The 22,480-nt window shown below is 67.4% G+C and carries 20 protein-coding genes; 11 read left to right on the top strand and 9 right to left on the bottom strand.

Annotation, left to right across the window (positions count from 1 at the left end; genetic code table 11):
- Positions 1-546: 546 nt before the first annotated feature.
- The 3 genes from ACIA76_RS05340 to ACIA76_RS05330 form a co-directional block, all read right to left on the bottom strand.
- On the bottom strand, positions 547-1,143 hold the full coding sequence (locus tag ACIA76_RS05340) for a nucleotidyltransferase family protein (protein ID WP_397148719.1): 597 nt from the start codon (positions 1,141-1,143) through the stop codon (positions 547-549).
- Between the two features lie 9 nt (positions 1,144-1,152).
- Complete coding sequence (locus tag ACIA76_RS05335) at positions 1,153-2,412, bottom strand: NAD(P)/FAD-dependent oxidoreductase (RefSeq protein WP_397148716.1); 1,260 nt, start codon at positions 2,410-2,412, stop codon at positions 1,153-1,155.
- 293 nt (positions 2,413-2,705) lie between these two features.
- Positions 2,706-3,545, bottom strand: a complete 840-nt coding sequence (locus ACIA76_RS05330) for a hypothetical protein (protein WP_397148714.1) — start codon at positions 3,543-3,545, stop codon at positions 2,706-2,708.
- A gap of 553 nt (positions 3,546-4,098) precedes the next feature.
- Here ACIA76_RS05330 and ACIA76_RS05325 point away from each other — a divergent pair.
- The 3 genes from ACIA76_RS05325 (at position 4,099) to ACIA76_RS05315 (ending at position 5,987) form a co-directional block, all read left to right on the top strand.
- Positions 4,099-4,491 carry an STAS domain-containing protein gene (locus ACIA76_RS05325; RefSeq protein ID WP_397148712.1) on the top strand — a complete coding sequence of 131 codons (393 nt, stop codon included), beginning with the start codon at positions 4,099-4,101 and terminating at the stop codon, positions 4,489-4,491.
- 196 nt (positions 4,492-4,687) lie between these two features.
- Positions 4,688-5,203 (top strand): ATP-binding protein, encoded by a 516-nt coding sequence (locus ACIA76_RS05320; RefSeq protein ID WP_397148710.1) that lies wholly within the window; start codon positions 4,688-4,690, stop codon positions 5,201-5,203.
- On the top strand, positions 5,193-5,987 hold the full coding sequence (locus ACIA76_RS05315) for an RNA polymerase sigma factor SigF (RefSeq protein WP_397148707.1): 795 nt from the start codon (positions 5,193-5,195) through the stop codon (positions 5,985-5,987). The genes ACIA76_RS05320 and ACIA76_RS05315 overlap by 11 nt, the downstream gene beginning before the upstream one ends.
- Positions 5,988-6,411: 424 nt before the next feature.
- Here ACIA76_RS05315 and ACIA76_RS05310 read toward each other — a convergent pair whose 3' ends face one another.
- Positions 6,412-6,633, bottom strand: a complete 222-nt coding sequence (locus ACIA76_RS05310; protein WP_397148705.1) for a hypothetical protein — start codon at positions 6,631-6,633, stop codon at positions 6,412-6,414.
- Between the two features lie 205 nt (positions 6,634-6,838).
- On the opposite strand from ACIA76_RS05310, the gene ACIA76_RS05305 reads away from it, so the two are divergent.
- Positions 6,839-8,053 (top strand): lipase family protein, encoded by a 1,215-nt coding sequence (locus tag ACIA76_RS05305; RefSeq protein WP_397148703.1) that lies wholly within the window; start codon positions 6,839-6,841, stop codon positions 8,051-8,053.
- A 114-nt stretch (positions 8,054-8,167) separates the two neighbouring features.
- Here ACIA76_RS05305 and ACIA76_RS05300 read toward each other — a convergent pair whose 3' ends face one another.
- Positions 8,168-8,824, bottom strand: coding sequence for an NAD(P)H-binding protein (locus ACIA76_RS05300; RefSeq protein ID WP_397148700.1), 657 nt, complete (start codon positions 8,822-8,824; stop codon positions 8,168-8,170).
- 163 nt (positions 8,825-8,987) lie between these two features.
- Here ACIA76_RS05300 and ACIA76_RS05295 point away from each other — a divergent pair, with 163 nt between their 5' ends.
- Positions 8,988-10,373 (top strand): lipase family protein, encoded by a 1,386-nt coding sequence (locus tag ACIA76_RS05295; protein ID WP_397148698.1) that lies wholly within the window; start codon positions 8,988-8,990, stop codon positions 10,371-10,373.
- An 8-nt stretch (positions 10,374-10,381) separates the two neighbouring features.
- Here ACIA76_RS05295 and ACIA76_RS05290 read toward each other — a convergent pair whose 3' ends face one another.
- A complete protein-coding gene (locus ACIA76_RS05290) occupies positions 10,382-11,929 on the bottom strand; it encodes an acyl-CoA carboxylase subunit beta (RefSeq protein ID WP_397148696.1) in 1,548 nt (515 codons plus the stop codon).
- Positions 11,930-12,509: 580 nt separating this feature from the next.
- Between ACIA76_RS05290 and ACIA76_RS05285 the strand changes: the two genes are divergently transcribed.
- From ACIA76_RS05285 to ACIA76_RS05275, 3 genes are all read left to right on the top strand, one after another.
- Positions 12,510-13,544, top strand: a complete 1,035-nt coding sequence (locus ACIA76_RS05285; RefSeq protein ID WP_397148693.1) for an alpha/beta hydrolase — start codon at positions 12,510-12,512, stop codon at positions 13,542-13,544.
- 282 nt (positions 13,545-13,826) lie between these two features.
- Positions 13,827-14,921, top strand: coding sequence for an esterase/lipase family protein (locus ACIA76_RS05280; protein ID WP_397148691.1), 1,095 nt, complete (start codon positions 13,827-13,829; stop codon positions 14,919-14,921).
- Between the two features lie 189 nt (positions 14,922-15,110).
- Positions 15,111-16,496 carry an ABC1 kinase family protein gene (locus ACIA76_RS05275; protein WP_397148689.1) on the top strand — a complete coding sequence of 462 codons (1,386 nt, stop codon included), beginning with the start codon at positions 15,111-15,113 and terminating at the stop codon, positions 16,494-16,496.
- A 1-nt stretch (position 16,497) separates the two neighbouring features.
- On the opposite strand, the gene ACIA76_RS05270 is transcribed toward ACIA76_RS05275, so the two are convergent.
- Positions 16,498-17,703, bottom strand: coding sequence for an alkane 1-monooxygenase (locus ACIA76_RS05270; protein ID WP_397148687.1), 1,206 nt, complete (start codon positions 17,701-17,703; stop codon positions 16,498-16,500).
- Positions 17,704-18,097: 394 nt separating this feature from the next.
- Between ACIA76_RS05270 and ACIA76_RS05265 the strand changes: the two genes are divergently transcribed.
- Positions 18,098-18,964 (top strand): tetratricopeptide repeat protein, encoded by an 867-nt coding sequence (locus ACIA76_RS05265; protein ID WP_397148685.1) that lies wholly within the window; start codon positions 18,098-18,100, stop codon positions 18,962-18,964.
- A gap of 85 nt (positions 18,965-19,049) precedes the next feature.
- On the opposite strand, the gene ACIA76_RS05260 is transcribed toward ACIA76_RS05265, so the two are convergent.
- Positions 19,050-19,415, bottom strand: a complete 366-nt coding sequence (locus ACIA76_RS05260; RefSeq protein WP_397148683.1) for a limonene-1,2-epoxide hydrolase family protein — start codon at positions 19,413-19,415, stop codon at positions 19,050-19,052.
- Positions 19,416-19,590: 175 nt separating this feature from the next.
- Here ACIA76_RS05260 and ACIA76_RS05255 point away from each other — a divergent pair, with 175 nt between their 5' ends.
- Complete coding sequence (locus tag ACIA76_RS05255; protein ID WP_397148681.1) at positions 19,591-20,688, top strand: glycoside hydrolase family 76 protein; 1,098 nt, start codon at positions 19,591-19,593, stop codon at positions 20,686-20,688.
- A 78-nt stretch (positions 20,689-20,766) separates the two neighbouring features.
- Positions 20,767-21,522 carry a nucleotidyltransferase domain-containing protein gene (locus tag ACIA76_RS05250; RefSeq protein ID WP_397148679.1) on the top strand — a complete coding sequence of 252 codons (756 nt, stop codon included), beginning with the start codon at positions 20,767-20,769 and terminating at the stop codon, positions 21,520-21,522.
- A gap of 59 nt (positions 21,523-21,581) precedes the next feature.
- On the opposite strand, the gene ACIA76_RS05245 is transcribed toward ACIA76_RS05250, so the two are convergent.
- A complete protein-coding gene (locus ACIA76_RS05245; RefSeq protein ID WP_397148677.1) occupies positions 21,582-22,409 on the bottom strand; it encodes a helix-turn-helix transcriptional regulator in 828 nt (275 codons plus the stop codon).
- Positions 22,410-22,480 lie beyond the last annotated feature (71 nt).

Raw genomic sequence — 22,480 nt, 5'->3', positions numbered from 1 at the left:
TCCGAGTTTGTCGTTGTAGGAGGTTTCACGGGTGGGTGTCGCGGCGTGTTTCGAATCTTGTTCCAGAGATTTGCGGGCCGTCACGTGATGTTCGTCTGCGCTTTTGTTCGACAGCACATCACACGGCGTGTCGCCGTCCTCCGTGTCCGCCGGGGTGTCCGTGTCGCCGCGTTCGGCCCGTATCCGGCTCCAGCACAACAAGATCGGAACGACGGCTGGGTCCGGACGGACACCTGTCCGCCCGGTCCGCCGGTACGAGGCGCCGATGCCGCCAGCGGCGTCGTGACGCGCCTGCGCCGCCGCACTGTCGAACGGGGGGCGATTACTCGCTCGGGAGGCGCTCGGTGGGCCTCAGGGGCGCGTAAGCGGTACCGGGCGGCGGCGGTGAATCCGCGTGACCGTCCGTTCGGGCGAATAGGTTCGATATGAGGCAAGACCGACCGGTCGGCACTGATACCCGGCTTGATACGACTCGGGCCCTGGATGATTCGGAAACCCGCGCTCGGTCCGGCACGGCCAGGTGGTAGACGGCGAACGCCCGCGCCGTCAGCCGAGGTGTTCATGATCGGCCGGGGCGTCCATCGCGAGACCTCCCTTGTCGGTGATGCCCAGATCGTCGAGCAGGCCCAGAAAGGCGCGGGCATACGGTGATGCGGCTGTGTCCGCGCGCACCCGTGACCAGTCCATCTGATCGCGCAGCGCGCGGGCGATATGCATCAGCGCGGTGAAGTCCAGCCGATGCGGATCGAGCACCATGAGCCTGTCCACCAGGAGATCCGCGCCGCTGACCACCGGCGCCGCGACCGGACCGATTCGCATCCGCGTTGCGCGCGAGAGGATTTCGTCGGTCACGGGGCGATAGTTGGGCCGGAAGATCAGATCCACCGGCGTCTCGCCGTCGTAGGCCCTGGTGAGCCAGTCCTCGGGTGGATCGACCAGTCGCAGCCCGGCGCGGCCCAGCGCATGGCGAGCCCGCTCTATATCGGCGGGTTTGACGAAGATGTCCACATCGCGATCCGAGGCCGGGCCGCCGCGCGCGTGCACCGCGTACCCACCGGCGACCGCGCACGGAATCTCGGCCTCCAGCAGAGTGTTGACGACGCGCGTGAGTGCCTGGAGCAGCGGGTCGATCGGCGCGGGCATGCCCTGGAGCTACCCGGCCGCGGTCGCGGCTAACCGCCGGGCATGGGTGTCGGCGATCGGTGCCGCCAGCGCCGAGAGCCAGCCCTTCGAAAAGCGCAGGGCCACTTCGCCGTTGTCGCGCACCGCGGTGGGCAGCGCGGCCAGCTCCCGCGGACTCCAGGTGCCGAAGACCGATTGCCAGGGCGACGGTATGCCGGTCATCCGTCCGACCAGGGTATGTGCGGCGGCGACGGCATTGGCCGGACCCCATTTGGCATATCCGGTGGCGACCAGGATGCGGTCGTGGCCGGGCAGAATCGGCCCGGCATAGGGCAGTTCGCCGCTGGGCCGGTAGTCCTGGGCCGGCCACCGGTACAGCGGTTCCGCCTCCGGGAACCAGGTCCGGGTCCAGCTCACCACGTCCTCGCCGTATCCGCCGGCGCCGACCAGCAGCAGATCGCCTTGTGCGCAGGGCATACGACGCAGCGAGCGCATCGGCTCGTCGGCGCTGAGATACATGCCGCGCGGTGGCCGCCGCGGCGTCCGGAATACGGCCGCGTAGGAGCGCCGGGCGTGCACTCGGGGGAGGAGGCCGCCACGATCGAGTATCGGCGTGCCCGTGGCCAATACGACGATATCGGCGGCGACGTCGCCGTGGTCGGTGCGCAGGACGTGATCGTCCCCGTCGCGGCTACGCATGCCCTCTACCCGGGTGTTCTCGAAGATCGCCACACCGCGCGCGTCCAGATCCGCGGTGAGCGCGTCGATCACCTCGACGGCGTCGAGCTGGATCTGATCGGCCAGCCGCACCGCGCCGTACTGCGGGAACGGCAGGTCGAGCTTCTCGACGAATTCCGTTGCCAGCCCGGCCTTGCGGGTGGCGGCCAATTCGGCGCGGACCGCCCGGGCGCCATCCTCGGTCTGGGCGTAGGTGTAGGCGGCCTCGCGGTGGATATCGATGCCGTGCTCGGCGCAGTACCCGGCGAGCCAGAGCTGCCCGGCGCGGTGGGCGTCGGTGTAGTCGTGCAGCGTCCGGACCGGATGTCTGCGGGCGATCGCACTCGCGCGGGTGCCCTGCAGCAGGCTCACCGTGCCGGTGGTGTTCCCGGCGGTGACCGCCCCCGACCGGCGCGCCTCGACCACGGCCGCCGCGACGCCCTGCTCGGCCAGCAGCAGGGCGGTGATCAGACCGGTGAGGCCGCCGCCGACCACCACCACATCGAAGCGCAGGCCCGGGCGCAGGGGCGGACGGGCCTGCGGTCGCGGGGTCTTCAACCAGATCGACGTCATGGATGAGGGTTGCCCGACGCTGCCGAATGGAAACGCCACACCGATCAGGATTGGCGATCCGGGGTAGGCCGATACCGAATCCCCGAGCGAGCCCGGCGAAATCGCGGCCGCCCGCCTCGGAGCCGGGCAGCCGCGATCGTGCGTCACGTGCTCTATCTGCCAGACTCTGTTCGATCGGCACGGTAGCTTCGGGGCCGCCATGATCACCGCGGTCGCGAACGCGGCCCGGCAGATTCCCGCGTCCCGGATCGATGATGTGATCGCCGCGGCGTCGCGGGCCGCCGCCTGAGGCGTCACTGCGCCAGGCGATACTCCAGCCATTGCCGGGCGGCATCGCGCAGGCCGCGGGTCCAGACGTTGGGATTGCGGCGCGCGGTGGCGGTCCACTCCTCGGCCAACGCGGTGGCGAAGACCTCTAGTTCATGGGCGGTCGCGGTGTGCCAGGCCGGAATTCGCCGCGCCCAGCGTTCGGCCTCGCCGGGTTGCCGGCCGGCCAGGATCAGCCAGACGATCCAGCAGCCGGGATCGATCCAGGCCGCGCCGCGGGTGGCCCACGGCCAGTCGACCAGATGTGCGCACCCGGTCTCGCTGATGAGCACATTGCTGTAGTTCCAGTCGGTGTGCAACAGGGTGTCACCGGCGAATACGGCGCGCTCGCCGGGATCGGGAAGGTATATGCCCCAGCGCTTTTGCGCATCCTTCAACTCCAGACCGGGCGGGCAGCGCAATCGGCTCAGCGCGGTCATGGTCTCGACGGTGGCGAGCAGATCGGCGTCGGTCCGGTAGTCGGCGAAATGTCCTGCCACGAAATCGAATCCGAGCAGATCCCAGCCGTCGCTGGTGATCTGCCAGCGCACCCGCGGCCCGATGGGAGTGACATACGGGCCGAGGGTGGCCTCGCGACGCTGGGTCCAGACCTCGGGATCGTCGGCGCGCATTCCCTTGACAAAGGTACGGCCGTCGGCGGTATCGACGACGGCCGCGAGATGGCTGGAGAATCCGGCGATGATGGATTCCGCCCGTAGGATCGGACCGGTCATCGCCGCGACCGCCGCCCGGGTGGTCGGCGGCAGTTGTTCCCAGCTGCGCCGCCGTGCCGACATCTGGACCCGATCGACTGTCACCTCCGACATGTACCCCTTATCGAGAAGCGGATCAAGCGCATCACAAAGCCGACGGGTAGGTTTGCGATATACCTTTCACCCGCTGCGCCGGAATTGATTCGTGATGTTTCCGGACGGGCATCGTCGAATTGTTTTGTGGGACAGACCAGGTCGTCGTCGGTGAGTGCGCGGGGCGGCGAGGTGCGCGATCACCGCAGTGCACTCGGAATCGTCAGGACATCGAAACAGCTTGTCACACAGGTAATTCGGCTGTTCCGACGTTTGGCGTTCGAAGCATTCCCGGCGCCGGACGCGCAGGGGCGCGGTCGGGGCCTAGGGGTTGCGGGCAGGCCGTGTGATCGATGATCGGCGGGCGTCGATCCGGTGGTTTCGAGCCGAAGCGCTGACACTCGCGCGTGCCCGTGACAGAATGGATGCCAGGTTGAGACTACAGCCGATCCCGGTTTGCGCGCGGAATCTCCCACGGTCGGGCGGCGGTCATGTAGTAGCACAATGGTCTGTCGCCAGGCATTCGCGATCTCCGCGCAGGAACTGGACACCCCCTTCCAGGGAGGCTCTAGTTATGTCTGCAATCGCCGTTCTGCACCGCCGGATCGATTCGCCATCCGCCGACGCGGACGGCCCACCGTGGATTCCCGTGGCCCATCGGCGGCTATGCACGATAGTCCGGGTCGAGGGTGAGCTGGACGCCACCGTCGCCGAGGATTTCCGCAAGGCTCTCGGCCAGGCCGTGGCAGCCAGCTCCCGGGCCGTGGTGATAGATCTGCGTCCGACGCGATTCCTCAGCATCGGATCGGCGCGTGCCCTGGTCGACGCCAAGCAACGTGCGGCGGCCGCGGGTGTGGATCTGCGGGTGGTCTCCGGACGACGGGAGATCGAGCGGGTTCTGGAGGTGACGGGATTGCGGCCGCTGTTCCGTAACTACCTGTCGGTGCAGGCCGCGTTGGAGGAGTAGTCACCGCACGGATTCGGCGGGGCCGGTCTCGGATCGGCCCCGCCGTCGTGCGTGTGTTTCGATCGGATCGACCCGGGTAAGCGTCCACTGATCCGATCGCCGGACAGAAAGGTCATAACGTGGCAGCGATATCGCCCCGGACGCCGCGGGCCGGCCGCACCCGGCCTAAGGTCGAAGGCTGTGGGGGACCGTGGACGTGACATCGAATGGACGGCGGCACGGCCGGGGCGTGCGCGCCCCGGCCGTGGTCGCCGGTTGGGAGGAGGAGAGGGACGTGTCGATGAGCGAGTGGGTTTCGAGGTCACCCGCGCAGACCTCCAACGTCGGCATTCGCGTGCCCGCCGATCTGGGACAGCTCACCATGCTGCGCGCGCTGGCCGAAACCGTCGCGCTGATCGCCGATTTCGCGCTCGACGAGGTGACCGATATCCGGGTCGCCCTCGACGAGATCGCCACGGCCCTGATCGCCGAGGCCGTACCCGGCTCCTCGATCGACTGCGACTTCGCCTTCGACGACGGCCGGATGACGGTGCATGTCACCGGCGCGGTGGCGGTGGCGGACGCATTGGATCAGGACAGCTTCGGCTGGCACGTACTACAGACGATCACCGATTCCATCTCGGCCGAGACCGCACCGTTCGACGTGACTCGCAACGGATTTCCCGTCGCCGTCGAATTCGGCCGGGCGCGAGGGGAAGCCGATGGCCGATGAACGCGGCCGGCGTCACCGCGGTGGCGACAGCTACGACAACATAGAACCGGTATTCGAGGAACTGGCCGCGCTGGCGCCCGCGGATCCACAGCGAGATGTGGTGCGGGAGAAGGTGATCGGGCTGTGCATGCCGCTCGCCGACCATATCGCGCGCAAGTTCTCCGGCCGTGGCGAGAACTTCGACGATCTGTTGCAGGTGGCCCGGGTGGGTTTGGTGCAGGCGGTCGATCGGTTCGATGTGTCGCGGGGCTCGTCGTTCCTGGCGTTCGCGGTGCCGACCATCATGGGCGAGGTGCGCAGGCACTTCCGGGACAATACGTGGGCGGTGCGAGTTCCTCGGCGCACCAAGGAGATTCAGCTGTCCATCGGCGGCACGATCGATCAGCTCGCGCAGCGCCTGGGCCGCATGCCGCGCGCCCGGGAGATCGCCGAGGAACTGGACGTGGATCTGGTGGAGGTCACCCAGGCCCTGATCGCGGGCAATTCGTATCAGACCTCGTCGCTGGACGCCGCCACCGGCGACGACGGCGAGAACAGCCCGCTGTCGCTGCTCGAGGTGCTGGGTGAGGCCGAGCCGAGATACGACCGCGTCGAGGAGTTCATGGCCGTCAAACCCCTGATCGCCGAACTTCCCGAACGCGAACGCACCGTGCTGGTCATGCGATTCTTCGAGTCCAAGACCCAGACTCAGATCGCCGAGGCGCTCGGCATCTCGCAGATGCACGTCTCGCGCATCCTCACCAAAACCCTGGGCTGGCTCCGCGCGGAAGCCTTACGGGACTGACATTCTCGCTGGTCCCGCGAGGCCGGGGTTCGTCATTCGCACTGTTCGGTCTTCTCTAGCCGTGCCGCAGTAGTGCGCCGACGCCCTCGGCGGGGCCCGCCCGGTCGCCCGCAGTGGCGGCACCGGTTGATGTCGATGGGGCACGATCCGCTCTGATTCGAATTGTGAAGCTGCCCAAGATGATCGGTGTCCCGCTGTGAGAACTGCCAGATACCGACCGCGGCGCTCGCCTTCGTCGCGGGCCCGGTCGTAGGGTGACACCGACGCCGCCGAGCGTGCGTCCGCCGGACCGCCACCCGCCACATCCGGTCCGGCGAGCGCGCCGCGCCGCACAAGGGCGGAGGCGCGGACAGGCGAAACCGACTCATACCTGTCCGTCCCCGCGTCGGCGCCCGGCCCGCCGGACGACCGTTCGTCCGGCGGGTCAGTGCCACAGGCTGCGGCAGGGGAGGGGGCGTAATCCCGGACGGATCTTGTTGTCCACGGTCACCGCGAGGCCCGAATTGACCGCCGCCGCGGCGAATTCCCAGGCCTCGGCCCGGGTGGCGGCGTATTCCAGGATCAGCTGATCACCTGGCTCGGAGCCGTCGAAGTACACGGTGATGCGCCGCGTGGGCGCCTCCGGGGCAATATCGGGCATATCCATGGCCGTGCTCCTTCACCTGCTGCGTCCACACCGGCGATTCGGCGATAACGCACAGGGGAGACGGTACGGTCGGGCCGATGTACTGGCCAGCGGGCGATGGCGAATTCGTCGCGCAACACAGCCGCACGACCTCCGGATTTGTGATTTCTCAGGACATTTCGCCCCCGTGGGCGGCCAGGACCGCCGCCCGATAGCGTGAATGGTCATGGGTCACATCGCATTCCGTCGCGCGGTGGGCGCCTGCGCGGGCGGCCTGCTGCTGCTCGTCGCGGCGTCCACCAGCGCGGTCGCGCAGCCGATCTATCCGACGCCGGATCCGGATCCGTTCTACGCCGCGCCGGCGGATATCGCCGAGCACAAGCCCGGGGACGTGCTCGAGATGCGCGCGCTGTCGCCGCTGATGATGTTCCCCGACACCGACATCACGCTGATCAAGTTCCGCTCCACCAACTCCGAGGGTAAGCCGATCGCGGCCACCACGACCGTGCTCACGCCGCATGAGCGCGCGGTCGACGGCCCGCTGCTGTCGTATCAGACCATCATCAACGGGCTGGGCACCAAATGCGCGGTGTCGAGGGCTCTGTACACGAACGATCCCAATCTGATGATTCGCGAGGCGCCGGCCTACAACGTCGTGCTGCGGCGCGGCTGGAGCATCGCTATGCCCGACCATCTCGGGCCCGAATTCGCCTACGGAGCGGCCCGATTGGGCGGGCAGATCACCCTGGACGGAATTCGCGCGGTGCGCAGCGCGAAGCAGTTGCGGCTCGAGCACAGCCCGGTCACGATGGCCGGATACTCCGGCGGCGGGATGGCCACCGCCTGGGCCGCAGCGCTGGCGCCCGTCTACGCCCCGGATCTGACCATCGCCGGGGCGGCCGCGGGTGGCGTGCCGATGAATATGGTGAAGATGCTGGAGGGGCTCGGATACGGTGCGCATCCGGTGTTCGGGCTGGCGTTCGCGGCCGGGATCGGGCTCGAGCGAGAGTATCCCGACCGGTTCCCGCTCTCGGATCAGCTCAACGACAAGGGCATGGCCATTCGTAATGAGATGGCCAACAGCTGCACCAACGATCTGCTCGCCGACGGCGCGGGCCGCAGCGTGCTCGACGTGGCCCGCACCACCTCGATGACCCAGGATCTGAGCGCCCGCAAGGTGGTCGAGGAGAACAGCCTCGAGCTCTACACCGACAGCGTCCCCAATATGCCGGTCTACGAATGGCATTCACCCATCGACGGCCTGGTCCCGGTCGACGCCATCCTCAACACCGACCACCGGTGGTGCGCGGCCGGCGTCAAACTCCAATCCGCCGCCATCCCCGTCCCCGATCACCTCACCGCCGCGGTCCTCGGCCTCCCGGCCGTCCTCGACTGGCTCACCGCTCGGTACCAAGGCATCCCGGCCCCGACCAACTGCTGACCCCCGATCGCTGCGCGATCGAGGGACAGGAGAGTAAGCGAAGTGCCGCAGGACAAGAGGGAAGCGGAGCGCCGCCTCATCTTCAGGGATGAGGCGGCGGCTTGTGGGTGTGGGTCAGTTGATGGCGGTGACGGCGGTGGGGATCGGGGTGGTGCCCTCGATGAGTTCGAGGGTTTTGGCGATGGTGTTGTCGGCGTGCAGGATTGCGGCGAGGGTTGCGGCTACGTCGGCCCGGGGGATGGCGCCGGCGGGGCCCGGGGGTTCGGTGAGGGCGATATGGCCGGTGGGCGGGGCGTCGGTGAGGCGGCCGGGGCGCAGGATGGTCCAGGCCAGGGGGCGGGCGGGTAGATCGTTCTCGGCCTGGGTTTTCGCGTCGATATAGGCGGCCCAGACCTCGTCGGTGCCGGGGGCCGGGGCGCTGCCCGCGCCCATGGTGGAGATCTGGACGAAGCGGCGGACTCCGGCGCGTTCGGCGGCCTGCGCCAACTGGATCGAGCCGTCGCGGTCGACGGTGTACTTGCGGGCTGCGCTGCTGCCGGGGCCCGCGCCCGCGGCGAAGACCGCGGCATCGGCTCCGGCCAGGGCGGCCGCGACCTGTTCGGCCGTCGCCTTCTCCAGATCCAATATCACCGGCTCGGCACCGGTTTCGGCGACCTCGGCCGCATGATCGGGGTTGCGGATCAGGCTGTACACCTCATCGCCGCGCCGGGTCAGCAACCCGGCCAGCAACAGTGCGATCTTGCCGTGTCCGCCCGCAATGACGATTCGCATGACATCCGATCCTACCGAGAGGTCTCTCCGGAATCGGGTGTCTCGAAGCGGACTCGTCCTGCACACGATCCGGCGACAACGCCGCGATCTTCCGATTCGTCCGAATACTCTCGAACCACTTGGTCTGCGGAGCCGAGGACGAACTCACAAACGGGAGTGGGTCATGCGAGGTTGGCGCGTATTCATCGCGGTATTGACGATTGTCGCAGGCTCCGCCGGGCTGGCCCAGGCGCAGCCACCGGTTCCGAATCCCATTGTGCCCCCGGCGATTCCGCTACCTCCCAGCCTCGGGCTGCCGGGCCTGCAGCAGTGGATCGAGGCGGTGATCCCGCCGCCCCCGATCGTCGCCCCGCCCGGTCCGATCGTGGCCGCCGGGCTCACCCCGGACCTGGCGAGTCTGCAGCAGGCGGTGCTGCCGCGCGATGTCGGCGATCCGCTGTTCGACAGGTGGCCGCCGGATCTCGCCGCGCACGCGCCCGGCGATATCCTCGACGCGCGCGATGTGACGCCCACGGCCGCAGCGCTGCTCCTCGTCCCGGTCCGGCAGGTGCTGCAACTGAAGTTCCGCACCACCGACGCGCACGGCGAGCCGTCCTTCGGCACCGCCTCGCTCGTCATCCCCGCCGCGCCCTGGCCCGGCCCCGGTGAGCGGCCGGTGCTGGTGAACAACCTGCCCATCGATGCGCTCGGCCGCGCCTGCACCCCGAGTTACACACTCGCGCACGGCCTCAACGTCGACTCCGCGATGACCGACTGGATCCCGCCCACCACCCAGCTGGCCGTGCTGCGCGGATACGCCGTGCTGATCCCCGATCATGAGGGCCCGCGCATGGCCTATGCCGAACCCTATGTCGCCGGACACGCCGTGCTGGATTCCATTCGCGCCGTGCGACGGCTGCGGCCCGCCGAATTCGGCGACAGCCGCTACGCCATGCACGGCTACTCCGGCGGCGCCATCGCAACCCGCGGCGCGGTGGCTCTGATCGGTTCCTACGCACCGGAATTGGCGTCGGTGATCGTCGGGGCGGCGATGGGCGGCGTGCCCGCGGACTATCAGATCCTGGCGCGCAGCATGAATGCGAACCTCGCCTCCGGAGTGTTCCTCGCCGCCACCTTCGGTATCGCCCGTGAACGTCCCGAAATCCTGCAGCGGATGAACAATCTCGGGCGCTGGGCGGCGATCTCGCCGCTGAAGGACACCTGCGCGGGCGTCTTCGCCGTGCCGGGTGTGCTCATGCTGCCGATCGATCTCGCCTCCGACATCCCCGACCCGCTGCACAGTGCCCTGGCCGCCGAGATCTACCGGGTCACCCGCATGCAGGGTATGAAATCCGCTGTGCCGCTGTACATCTACAACGGCGAACAGGAATTCTGGATCCCCGCCGAGGGCGCCCGCGAACTGTTCCACGAACAGTGCGCCCTCGGCGTGCACGCGGTCTACCGCAGCGTCCCCGGCGAACACATCATCGCCGCGGGCCTGGGCTATCCGGATGCCATGTCATGGGTCGACCAGCGCCTGCAGGGAGTGCCCGCGCCGAACGAGTGCTGAGCGCGGACCTACACCGGAAACAGGTTGTGCTTACGCGGATTCGGCTTGCGCCCGTCCTTCTCGCGCAGCAGGCGCAGCGCCTTGCGGATCTCCAGCCGGGTCGTCGACGGCTCGATGACCGCGTCGATGTACCCGCGCTCGGCGGCGATCCACGGCGTCGCGACGGTGGCGTTGTAGAAGTCGATCATGTTCTGCCGCACCGCCGGCCGCTGTTCGGGCGGGGTCGCGGCCAGCTGGCGGCGGCCCACGATGCCGACCATGCTCTCCGCACCCATCACCGCGATCCGCGCCGTCGGCCAGGCCAGGCTGATATCGGCGCCGAGCTGTTTGCAGCCCATCACCGCATAGCCGCCGCCGTAGGCCTTGCGCACCACCACGGTCACGACCGGCACGGTCGCCTCGATCACCGCGCGGAAGAACCGCCCGCCGCGCTTGATCACCCCGTTGCGCTCCTCGTCCACGCCCGGCAGCACGCCCGGGGTGTCGACGACGAAGACCAGCGGCAGCCCGAACGCATCGCAGAGCCGGATGAAATGCGTTGCCTTGTCCGAACACAGGGCGTCCAGCGCACCGCCCAGCACCTGCGGCTGATTGGCGACGACGCCGATCGCCCGCCCGTCCACCCGCGCGAATCCGGTGATCAGATTCCGTGCCGTGTCCGCGGCGATCTCGTGGAAATCTCCGTCGTCGAAGATGCGCAGCAGGATCTCGTGCATGTCATAGCCGGATTTATCGGAATCCGGGATGATCGAATCCAATTCGCGATCGTGCGCGGTCTGCTCCGGCTCCAGCCCGGGATTGACCACCGGCGGCCGCTCCAGACAGCTCGACGGCAGATAGCTCAGATACGAGCGCACCCAGTCGAAGGCCTCCTGCTCGGTGGCCGCCACGTGATGAATCGTGCCGTTGGCGGTCTGCGCCGCCGCGCCGCCGAGCTCCTCGGCGGTCACCTCCTCGCCGGTCACCGCCTTGATCACGTCGGGACCGGTCACGAACATATAGGACTTCTCGGTCGCGACCAGCACATCCATATTGACCGGCCCGTACACCGAACCGGCCGCGCACTTGCCGAGCATCACCGCCACCATCGGCACGTAGCCCGACAGATCCTCCTGCCGCCGGCACATCAGCGCGTACCAGGCCAGCGAGGTCACCGCGTCCTGGATCCGGGCGCCGCCGGAATCGTTGATCACGATCACCGGGCAGGCGTTGTCGTAGGCGAATTCCATCGCGGCGGCGACCTTGCGGCCGAACATCTCGCCGACCGAGCCGCCGTAGACCGTCTGATCGTGGGCGATGACCACGACCGGACGCCCATCGATGCGCCCGCGGCCGGTGACCACGCCGTCGCCGTAGAAGGCGTCGGGCTGGCCGGGCTGGCGCATGAGCGCGCCGGTCTCCACGAAACTGCCCTGATCCACCAGTGTGCGTATGCGTTCTCGGGCACTGGGGATGTCTTTGCTTCGGCGTTTGTCGACTCCGGCCTGTCCGGTCGGTTCCTCCGCCAGTTCGAGGAGTTTGTGCAGATGCTGCAGTTTTCCTCGGGTGCCCGTCATGCTCCGATATGCCTTTCCGCTGTCTCCTGGCCATCGTGCCGCGATCGGCGGCCGATGACCCGTGCTGCACGCTACCGTGCGAGCGCGCACTCAACCACTGATCGGTCGCTAGCCCAGGACCGTCACGGGATTTCCCGGGTCGTTCCGCGGATCTCTCGATCGTGATCGGACGGTCATTTGTGTCGCGCTCCTAGCAACCGGTTGGGTTATTGATGAATTGTCATCGGATTATCCGTATTTCGAGGAATCGGACCTTTCGTGTCCTACGGTGAGGCCAGCGTCGAGGGCGGGAATCGGACAGGAAAGGACATGCGACATCGAGGTGTGAGCACGCCCGGCCGGGGCGTGCGTTGGATCCCGTTGCGCGGCAACAGGCCCGAATGACGCACATATGACGCGAACCTGCCCTCGGATTACCGAAACTCCGTGTGTCGAACCGATCGCCGAACGTATGCTGCAGGCGCATCATCATCGATCAGAAAACGCATATGAGCTGCTATTACTTGATCTTCGCCAGCGCGCTGGACCGCATGCCCGGCGCGATGATGACGGCACGCGCCGATCGTGCCGTATCGGCGGGATGAGCGCCCGCGCGGCATTCGCCGCGTGCCTGGTGGCAGCGGCCGTGGTGGCCGCGGCGCCCGCCCAGGCCGACGCACCCGCCGATCCGCCCCCGCCCGCGATCGATCCGGCCGTGACCCGAACCGCGCTGGAGCGCACCGAGGTTCGCGGGCCGGGCTGGGACCGGCTGTATATCGCCTCGGCCTCGATGCGACGGGTGATCGCGGTCGATGTGCTGCACGGTTCCGGCTCCGGACCACGGCCGACGCTGTACATGCTCGACGGGGTGGAGGCCGGACCGGTCTCCGGCTGGCTCACCAAGGGCGGTGCGGCACAGTTCTTCTCCGATAAGCCGGTGGATGTGGTGTTCACCAGCGGCGGAGTGGGCAGCATGTACAGCGACTGGCAACACTACGACCGCACCCTCGGGCTCAACCGCTGGGAGACGTTCCTGATCGACGAGCTACCCCCGATCGTGGAGTCGTATCTGCACAGCGACGGGCGCCGGGCGATCGCGGGTGTATCGATGGGCGCACAGGCGGCGTTGATGCTGGCCGCGCGCCATCCGGGTCGCTATCGCGCGGCCGCCGGGATCAGCGGATGCTATTCCACCGCGGACGATCTCGGCCAGGCCGTCACCCGGATCACGGTGAGTTCGCGGGGCGGTAACCCCGAGAATCTGTGGGGCCCAGCGAGTTCACCGGAATGGGCCGCGCACGACAGCTATCTGGGCGCGGACGCGTTGCGCGGCACGGCGGTTCATCTGTCCGCCGGAACCGGTTTGCCCAGCGTGCCGGACCTGAATGCCGTCGCCGCGGCCCCCGACGTCCTCGACGCGTTGCGGGTGGCCGGTGGCGGCGCGGCCCTCGAAGCCGGCGCGCGCTTGTGCACCGAACGCTTCGCGGCGCGCCTGGCAGAGTTGGGTATCCCGGCCACCGTGCGATACGAACCCACAGGCACACATTCGTGGCCCGATTTCGCTGCGCAGCTTCCGGACACGTGGCAGGCGATCGCCGCGGCCCTGGACGCGCCGCCCGCACCGGTGAGTCCGTGATTTGTTTGTGATCGGTTGCGCGCGACGAGGGTTCGCGGCCGTGCCGACGGATTGTTCCTGCCGTTCGGACAATTCGCCCGCTTCCGATCGACCAGTCCGAATTCTCGCAGGACAATGGTGTGCGATCTCACATCGTGGTGACGCACCCTGAAGCCATACCTGGCGTGTCGTGAAGCCGCGATTAACACTCGGGCGGTGACGGGCCCGGCTCCATAGCATGTAACCCGCAATTCGGGTGGTGTGGGAAGGGATGGAATGAGACGAGGTTTCCGCCGCAGATCGATGACCGTCGCGGCGGCGGTTCTGGCCTGGATGCTCGCGGTCGGATTCGGCAGTGCGAATGCCGCGCCGTCGGTATCGGATCAGGAGCATCGGCTGGCCGATCAGATCGCGCAGGGCGTGCAGACGCCCGGTGCCGCGCCGATCGTCGACGGCGGCCGGGCCGGACTGCGTCCGGTCGCGGCGGATACCGCGGGTGCCGGTCCGGCGCAGACCGCCTGGCTGGCCGCGCTCGGCTACGGCATCCTGCAGCCCGATGCGGCGCCGCCGGGAGCCAACGACTGGGGATGCCGTCCGTCGGCCGCGCATCCCGAACCCGTCGTACTGCTGCACGGCACCTGGGTCAACGCCTATGAGACCTTCGCGTATCTGAGCGGGGCGCTGAAGAACGCCGGATACTGCGTATTCACCTTGAATTACGGCCGGGAGAATCTGCTGCAGGGCGGCGGTCTGGGCACGGTGCTGCCCGGCCGCAGCGGTGTGGGTGATCCGGTCGCCTCCGCCGGGCAGGTGGGCGCGTTCGTGGACCGGGTGCTGGACGCGACCGGTGCGCGAAAGGTGAATATCGTGGCGCACTCCCAGGGTGGCCCGGTGTCGCGGTGGTATCTGAAGTTCGGCGGCGGCGCGAACAAGGTCGATCACGAGATCACCCTGGCCGCCACCAATCACGGCACCACCCTCGACGGTCTCGCCTGGCTGGGACGGATCGTCACGAACGCGGGCCTGGACGTCCTCGCGCCGGCCGGAGTCCTGGTGGGGCGCTCCGGAGTTCAGCAGATCGTCGGCTCGGACTTCCTGAACCGGCTGAACGCGGGCGGCGATACCGTGCCCGGCGTCGACTACACCGTGGTCGGCACCCGGTACGACGAGGTCAGCACGCCCTACGATCTGACCTTCCTGCGTCCGGGGCCGGGCAGCGACGTCCGCAACATCACCCTGCAGGACGGCTGCGAACTGGATATGTCGGACCACCTGACAATGCTGTATTCCCCGCGGACGTTGTCGATCGTGCTCAACACGCTGGATCCGCGGCAGACCCCGGACGTGCAGTGCAGCTTCAACCCGTGGCTGATCGGCGGTGGCGGCCGGATCATCTGACGCGCGACCTGCCGAGAGGGCTCCGACGTCGAGAACGCTCGATCGAGTCGTAGACTTTGCGTCGTACAACCCGTGGGATGGGGCGACGACATTGAGCGTTTCGAACGATACGGACAAGGCGGTCGGAGCGGTGCTGATTGAGCCGGCAGGACAACGAACGATCGGATACGCGGTCGAAGTGAGTGCGCGATGACCGCCGCGGCCGTGGATACCGAGGAGCAGGCGGCCGCTGCGCCGCTGCGCCCTGCGCTGGAGAAGTTCGGCTTCGCCGAATTCCGGCGCACCGCGGTCATCGGCGCCGTGCTCGGCGGTTCGGTGACGCGGCGGGTGCTGACCGGCGGTTTCGGCCGCCGCAAGCGCCGCCTCGCGATGGCCGACGGCATGGTCGACGGCTTCGAGGTGCTGGGCCCGATGTTCGTCAAGCTGGGCCAGCTCATCGCCTCCTCGCCGGGCGCGTTCCCGCGCGAGCTGGCCGATGCGTGTCTGCGCTGTCTCGACGATGTGCCGCCGTTCCCGGCGGTGGACGCCCGCGCGATCATCGAGGCCGATCTCGGTAAGCCGATCACGGAGCTGTTCGGTGAATTCGACGACATCCCGCTGTCGGCGGCCTCGGTCGCCCAGGTGCACGGCTGTATGCTCGTCGACGGCCGCCCGGCCGTGGTCAAGGTGCAGCGCCCTGATATCGCGCGGCGGATGATCGTCGATCTGCGCGCGGCGTTCCGGCTGGCGCGGCTCATGGAGAAGCGGTCGGAGAACGCCCGCGTCGCCAATGCCGAGGGCATGGTGCGCGATCTGTACGAGACGACGGTCGCGGAGCTGGACTTCCGCAACGAGGCCGATAACCAGACCCGCGCCCGCGCGAATCTGCGCGCCTTCGGCGACAACTCGGGAGTCGTTGTGCCCGAGGTGTTCTGGGATTACAGCGGCCCGCGGGTGCTGTGCATGGAGCGGATGCGCGGCATGCCGCTGGACCGTTTCGACGATATCCGCGCCGTACATCCCGATCCCGAACTGCTGATCCGGCGCCTGGTCAAGGTATGGGTGGAAAGCGTTGTGGTGCACGGCCTTTTCCACGGGGACGTGCACGCGGGCAACCTGTGGCTGCTCGAGGACGGCCGCGCGGCCATGCTCGATTTCGGCATCGTCGGCAAGATGACCCCGCAGTGGCGGGAATTCGTGCGGGCGCTGTTCCACGCCAGCGCGATCGACGGCGACTTCCGCCCGGTGGCCCGCGCGCTGCGCGAATTGGATCTGGTGGAGGGCGATTCCGGCGACGACGCCACCATCGGACGCCAGCTCGCCACCGCCCTGGCCCCGGTCCTGTCGGGCAAACTCGCCCAGCTCGATATGGGTAAGGTGGCCGCCCGCCTGGTCGAATTCGGTAAGCGCCGCGGCGCATTCGGCCCGGAACAGCTGATCCTGATGGGCAAACAACTCGGCTACTTCGAGCGCTACGCGGTGGCCCTGGCCCCTGGCTGGCGCCTGGGCCAGGACCTGTTCCTGTTCCGTAACGTCTTCCCCGCCGATGTCGCGGCCAAGGCGGCGGCCACCGGAACCGAGCTGCCCGCGGACTGAATCAGTCGGCGGCTTGGCCGTCTCTGATGGACGGCCGAGCTGTCGGCATTTCAAGCCTATATACGTGGTTCAGTTCGTTGCGTCCATGGGCCGCCAGGATTTTGGCTCGTTTACGGGGATGGATGTTGGCCTTGGTGATGTCACCGTCGTAGTGCGCGAGCACCCGCGGATCCATCACGCGCCGCCACAGCGGCGGAATCGCCGCGCACAGGACCATGGTGATGTATCCGGCCGGAAGATGTGGCGCCTCGTCGGAACTGCGGAGAGTCTGATACCGACGTCCCGTATTCATGTGGTGATCGCTGTGCCGCTGCACATTGAAGATGAAGATGTTGGTGACCAGCCAGTCGCAGTCCCAGCTATCCTTGGGCGAGAAGCGAGCCCAGGTACCGTTGGGCTTCCGCTCGCGTAGCAGTCCGTAGTGCTCGATGTAGCCGATCGTCTTGAGTAACGCCATGCCGAGCACTGCCTGCAGTAACAGATATGGCAAAATGCTCCAGCCGAATACGGCGAGCAGTCCGCCGAACAGCACCGCGGTCATCGACCACGCCTGCAGGATTTGGTTGTGAATACTCCACCACCCCTGGCCTTTTCGGCGTAGCCGCACCCCCTCCAGCTCGATCGCGGCGCGGAAGGCGCTGACCAGATAGCGTGGCAGGAACTCCCAGAGCGACTCACCGTACCGCCCGCTCGAATGATCGCCGGGTGTGGCTACCCATACGTGATGTCCGCGATTGTGTTCGACGGTGAAGTGGCCGTAACCCGACTGTGCCAGGGCGATTTTCGACAGCCACCGCTCCAGTTTCTCGACCCGATGCCCCAACTCGTGGGCGGCATTGATACCGATAAAGCTCACGAAGCCCACCGTCGTCGCCAGACCCAGTTTGTCCACCACACTCAACTCGTCACCGGACCACATGGCACACGCGACGACCAGGCCGATCAGCTGCACCGGCAGGAACAGGTACGTGCACCACCGGTAGTACCGGTCGTTCGACAGCACCTCGTAATCCTCGTCGCGCAGATTGTTGCCGTCCTCCCCCACGACCCAATCCAACACCGGGATAACGACGAACACGATGATCGGACCGCTCCACCAGAAGACCGGAGATCCCGTTCGCAGCACCAGCTGCGAGGGCAGCAACGCGGTCGCCGGTGCGATGAAACCCAAAACCCACAGATGACGCTTGGGATCAGGTGATCCCAAGCGCTTTCCTAGTATTCGCACGTCTACCCTTGGATGCGACTCGAAGCTTCAATTCGGATGTTCGAAGCATAGGAGGAGAGCATAGGATGAGACCGCGCATTGATTCCGTCGAATACCTTCCAGTTAAGTACCAGCTAAAGTTAGTCACGGGAATTCGGTGCTCGGCAGTTAACCGTGGCTTACATCGCCTATCGGCAGCACACTGAGGATTCGCAAGCTTGGACCGGTTCGCCTCCTGGAACGGCACCGCTGGAGGCCTCGTCCGGAGACCGCAAGCGCCACCGGCTCTCCCGCTCGGCAACCGTAAGATCAACCATGTTCTGGACAGCGTGCGTTGATACGGTTGGCGCGGTTGGTGAAGGTTCGCCTGTGGTGGATGTGGTCGGGAGGTGCTGTGAGCGAATTGTTGTGGTCCGAGGCCGAGTACGACGCGTACTTCGATCGGCGCGATGCGTCGAACGAGCGGGCCAGGGAGCGGATGACGGCACTGGTCGCCGAGCGGACCCGCGTTGTGGGGGCGGACCATCTCGACACCCTGACCGCTCGGCGTGATCTGCTCGCGGATCTCATTCGGTGGCGCGACGACGCGCTCGGTGACGGTATTTCGCTCACGGCCGACTGTCTGCGGGTTCTCGGCCCGGACCATCAGGTGACGATCGCTGTGCGAGCGTTGGTGGCGGCAGAGCGGATCGAGCAGGCCGATGTGGACGAACCTGCTGGCGACGCGGTGCGGATGCTCGCTTCGCTGGTCGAACAGCAGACCGATCTACTGGGACCCGCGCATCCGGACACCCTGCGTATGCGGCTACTCCACGTGGAAGGCATCTGGCGCGACTACAAGCTGAGGCTCGGCTACAAGTCGGGCGATAGGCGATTCGAGGAGTTCGAGGCCCATGCGGCGCAGTGGGCGGCGCTGGTCGCCGACCACGTCAGGCTGCTGGGTGCCGACCACCCCGACACACTGAGGTGCCGCGATAAGGAGGCCATGGACTATTGCGAGTTCGGCGAGCACGACGCGGAGCTGCGGTGCTATACCGCCCTGGTCGCGGATCGGACCCGCCTGCTGGGATCGGATCATCCGGACACGTTGGCCAGCAGAGAGAATCACCTCACCAGCCTGTCCGAGGTCGGTGGGAAGGAAAACCACGCGCTCGCGGATCGTTTACACGTCGACCTGGTGACCGATTGCCTGCGGGTCCTGGGCCGCGACCACTGGACCACCCAATCCGTCCTGTCCCGTAACGACTTACGGTCGGTCTAGCAACTCCGAGGGAACAGCCTGAGGAGGATCCTCTCGGATCGGTGTACGCCCGTGGCAGAACTGAAGTTCGGGCAGCGAACCGGAGTCATCCCATCCTGCTGGTGAACTGGTTCAGGTCGAAGTAGTCCCGCCAGGCGCTGATCCTGCCGTCTGTGACCTCGAAGGTCCCCATGACCTCGAGCTCGAAGGACCTGCCGGGGATCGTGAAGACGTCCACCCGCTCGGTCATCACGACCGGACCATTGGCTGCGATGTTGATGATGCGGAAGTCGATACCCATGACGCCCGGCGGGCCAGGGCGGATGAACGAGGCTATGTTGTCGGCGATCGCTTCCCTGCCGGTGAGCGGTGCCATCGGGATGTTGTGGTAGACGGCGTCGTCTGTGAAGAACGCGGCGAGCTCGCTGACTTCGGCGTCGTCGGACCACGCCGCGCAGAACCTGCGCACCACCTCGATCGGACTCTCCATCGGGCTCCCTCCTGCGCAATGATCAGATCATATGCCACGCACTCCCCGCGTCGACGGCGGGTATGGTGGCACGGGGGCCTGGCCGGTTCGACTGTGCCGCAGCATGATTGGTGTGCTAGGGAGAGGGATGGGTTTGAGGTACAGAGGTGCACGAACCGTGGCGGGGGGACGGAGCAGGCTCGTCGCTGTTGTGCTGGTACTGCTCGCCGCGGTCGCCGTGCCGTCGATGGTCGGTATGCGGCCCGCCGCCGCGCAGAGCGCGATCGGCCGGCCCTTTCTCGACTGGGTGAGCGCCGGGGCGACGACACTCGACGGCTGGTACGACGCCGATACCGGGCTGTATCGGACGACCGGCTGGTGGAATTCCGCCCATGCGCTGGAGGCGGAGCTGACGGCGTCGGTGCTGCGCGGTGACGATCGCGGAATCCGTCGCGCGGCCACCACCTATGCCGTCAACCAGTCGAGCGGATTTCTCAATCACTACTACGACGACGAGGGCTGGTGGGCGCTCACCTGGGTGCGGGCCTTCGATATCACCGGCGATGCGCGATATCTGCAGACCGCGCGGTCGCTGTTCGACGATCTCACCGGAGGCTGGGATCAGACCTGCGGAGGCGGAGTCTGGTGGTCGAAGGATCGCGGATACAAGAACGCCGTCACCAACGAGATCTTCATCGCGCTCGGCGCCGAACTCGCCCGGCATGCCGAGGGCGCCGATGCCGCGTCGTATCGCGCGTGGGCGCTGCGCGGATGGGACTGGTTCACCGGCAGCGGGATGATCAACGGCGGGAGACTGGTCAACGATGGGCTCGACGCCGCCTGTCATAACAACGGCGGCACGGTCTGGTCCTATAACCAAGGGGTCGTGCTGGGCGCCGCCGCCGGACTCTACCGGCTGACCGGGAATCCCGAATTCCTGCGCGTCGCACGGGGAATCGCCGACGCCGCGATCGCGACGCTCAGCGGGCCCGACGGCATCCTGCACGAATCCTGCGAACCGTCCGCGGACCGATGTGGCGCCGACGGACCACAATTCAAGGGAATCTTCATCCGCAACCTGGCCGCATTGCGGACCGTCTCGCCCGACCTCCGGTACTTCGGCTACATCGTGAACAACGCGATCTCGATCTGGACCCGTTCCCACGGCCCGGGCGATGAATTCGGCCTGGTCTGGAGCGGCCCGTTCCACACCGGCGACGCCGCCCGGCAGAGCTCGGCCCTGGCATGCCTGAACGCGGCGGCACAGCTCGGCTGAACGTCCGGGCAGCCGCGGAGGATCGCGTGCCATCCCGCGATGGCCATTTCTGCAGGGCAGATGATTCGAGGAGAGACTATGCCCGACAACGACTTTGTCGCCCAGGTGACCGACCGCCTGGCGGCTCTTCCCGGTGTGCACGCCGTCGCCCTCGGCGGATCGCGTGCCACGAATACCCATTCCCCCGACAGTGACTGGGATTTCACGATCTACTATCGCGGCGATTTCGACCCGGCCGATCTGCGTGCCGTCGGCTGGCACGGCGAGGTCGGCGAGATCGGCGGCTGGGGTGGCGGCGTATTCAACGGGGGAGCGTGGCTCGAGATCGACGGACGCGCCGTCGACGTCCACTATCGGGACCTCGACGATGTCGAATACGAGCTGGTCGAGGCCGAGCGGGGTCGATTCCGATGGGAGCCGTTGATGTTCCACCTCGCGGGCATTCCCAGTTATCTGGTGGTCGGCGAGCTGGCGCTCGGCCGCACACTGTCCGGCGCCCTGCCACGCCCCGACTACCCCGAGCCGCTTCGCGTTGCCGCGCCACGGTTCTGGCGCGACCGCGCGACGTTGACCCTGCAGTACGCGGAGGGCGCCTACGCCGCACGCGGCCGGGTCACCGAGGTCGCGGGCGTGCTGGCCATCGCCGCGATGCAGACGGCCCATGCGGTGCTCGCGGCACGGGGCGAATGGGTCACCAACGAAAAACGCCTGCTGCAGCGCGCCGGACTGCAGGCCGTGGACTCGATCGTCGCGGAGCTGACGGCCGAACCCGCCGCCCTGATGAAGGCGATCGCCGAGGCGAGGGCCCTGTTCGGACACGGTGATGCGGGCTAGCCAGGCGCAGACCGGTTCCGGCATCGGCCGCGGCTGGCAGAGGTGAGAGACGGTGTGGCTCAGGGGGTTCGGTGGGTGGCGGCCAGTGAGCCGAGCAGGGCCAGGGCCTCGCTGCTGGGCGAGGCCGGATCCGCGTGGTAGACGGTGAGCTCCTGGCCTGGGCTGGAGCGGACGCCGAAGGTTTGCATGGTCAGGGTCAGGGCGCCGATGTCGGGGTGGTGGAAGCGTTTGCGTTCGAGAGATTTGCCGCGCGCGTCGTGATCGGTCCACAGGCGCGCGAATTCGGGGCTCTGGTCCAGTAATTCGATGAGTACGCGCTGGATTCGGGGGTCCTCGGGCGCCTCGCCGTAGCCGAGCCGGAAACCGGCGACCGAATTGCGGGCGACGTCGTGCCAGTCGAGATAGAACGTTCGCGCGGCCGGATCGGTGAAGACGATGTGCGTGAGATTGCGGGAATGGGTCCAGTCGTGGAACAGCGCATCGGCGATCGCGTTGGAGGCCAGGACGTCGAAGGCCCGGTTGTAGACGATCGCCGGATTGTGCGGCCAGGCCGCCATCAGATCGAGCAGGCTCGGGTCGACATGGGTTTGCACTGTGGCCATCCGGGCCCGAGGGCTGAGCCCGGCCAGCCGGAACAGATGGCGGCGGCCGTCCTCATCCAGGCGCAGCGCGGTAGACAAGGCATCGATCACCTGCGCCGAGGGCCCGCGTTCACGGCCCTGTTCGAGCCGGACGTAGTAGTCGACGCTGACCCCGACCAGCATGGCGACCTCCTCACGCCGCAGACCCGGAACTCGGCGAAACCCCGTGCTGGGGAGGTTCACCTCGTCCGGGCGGAGCCGCGCGCGATGCGCCCGCAGGAATTCGCCGAGTTCGGATGGTGCCATAGCGGCATCGTATGTGGCACCGGCACAATCGTCCTGGGTGTGTCACTACCAGGGAAACGACGGCCTCCCCA

This window comes from Nocardia sp. NPDC051570 (genome assembly GCF_044454005.1).
GTDB lineage: Bacteria > Actinomycetota > Actinomycetes > Mycobacteriales > Mycobacteriaceae > Nocardia.
Note: the sequence above shows the minus strand (reverse complement) of the source record. Positions and strands in the feature narration are given on the sequence as shown.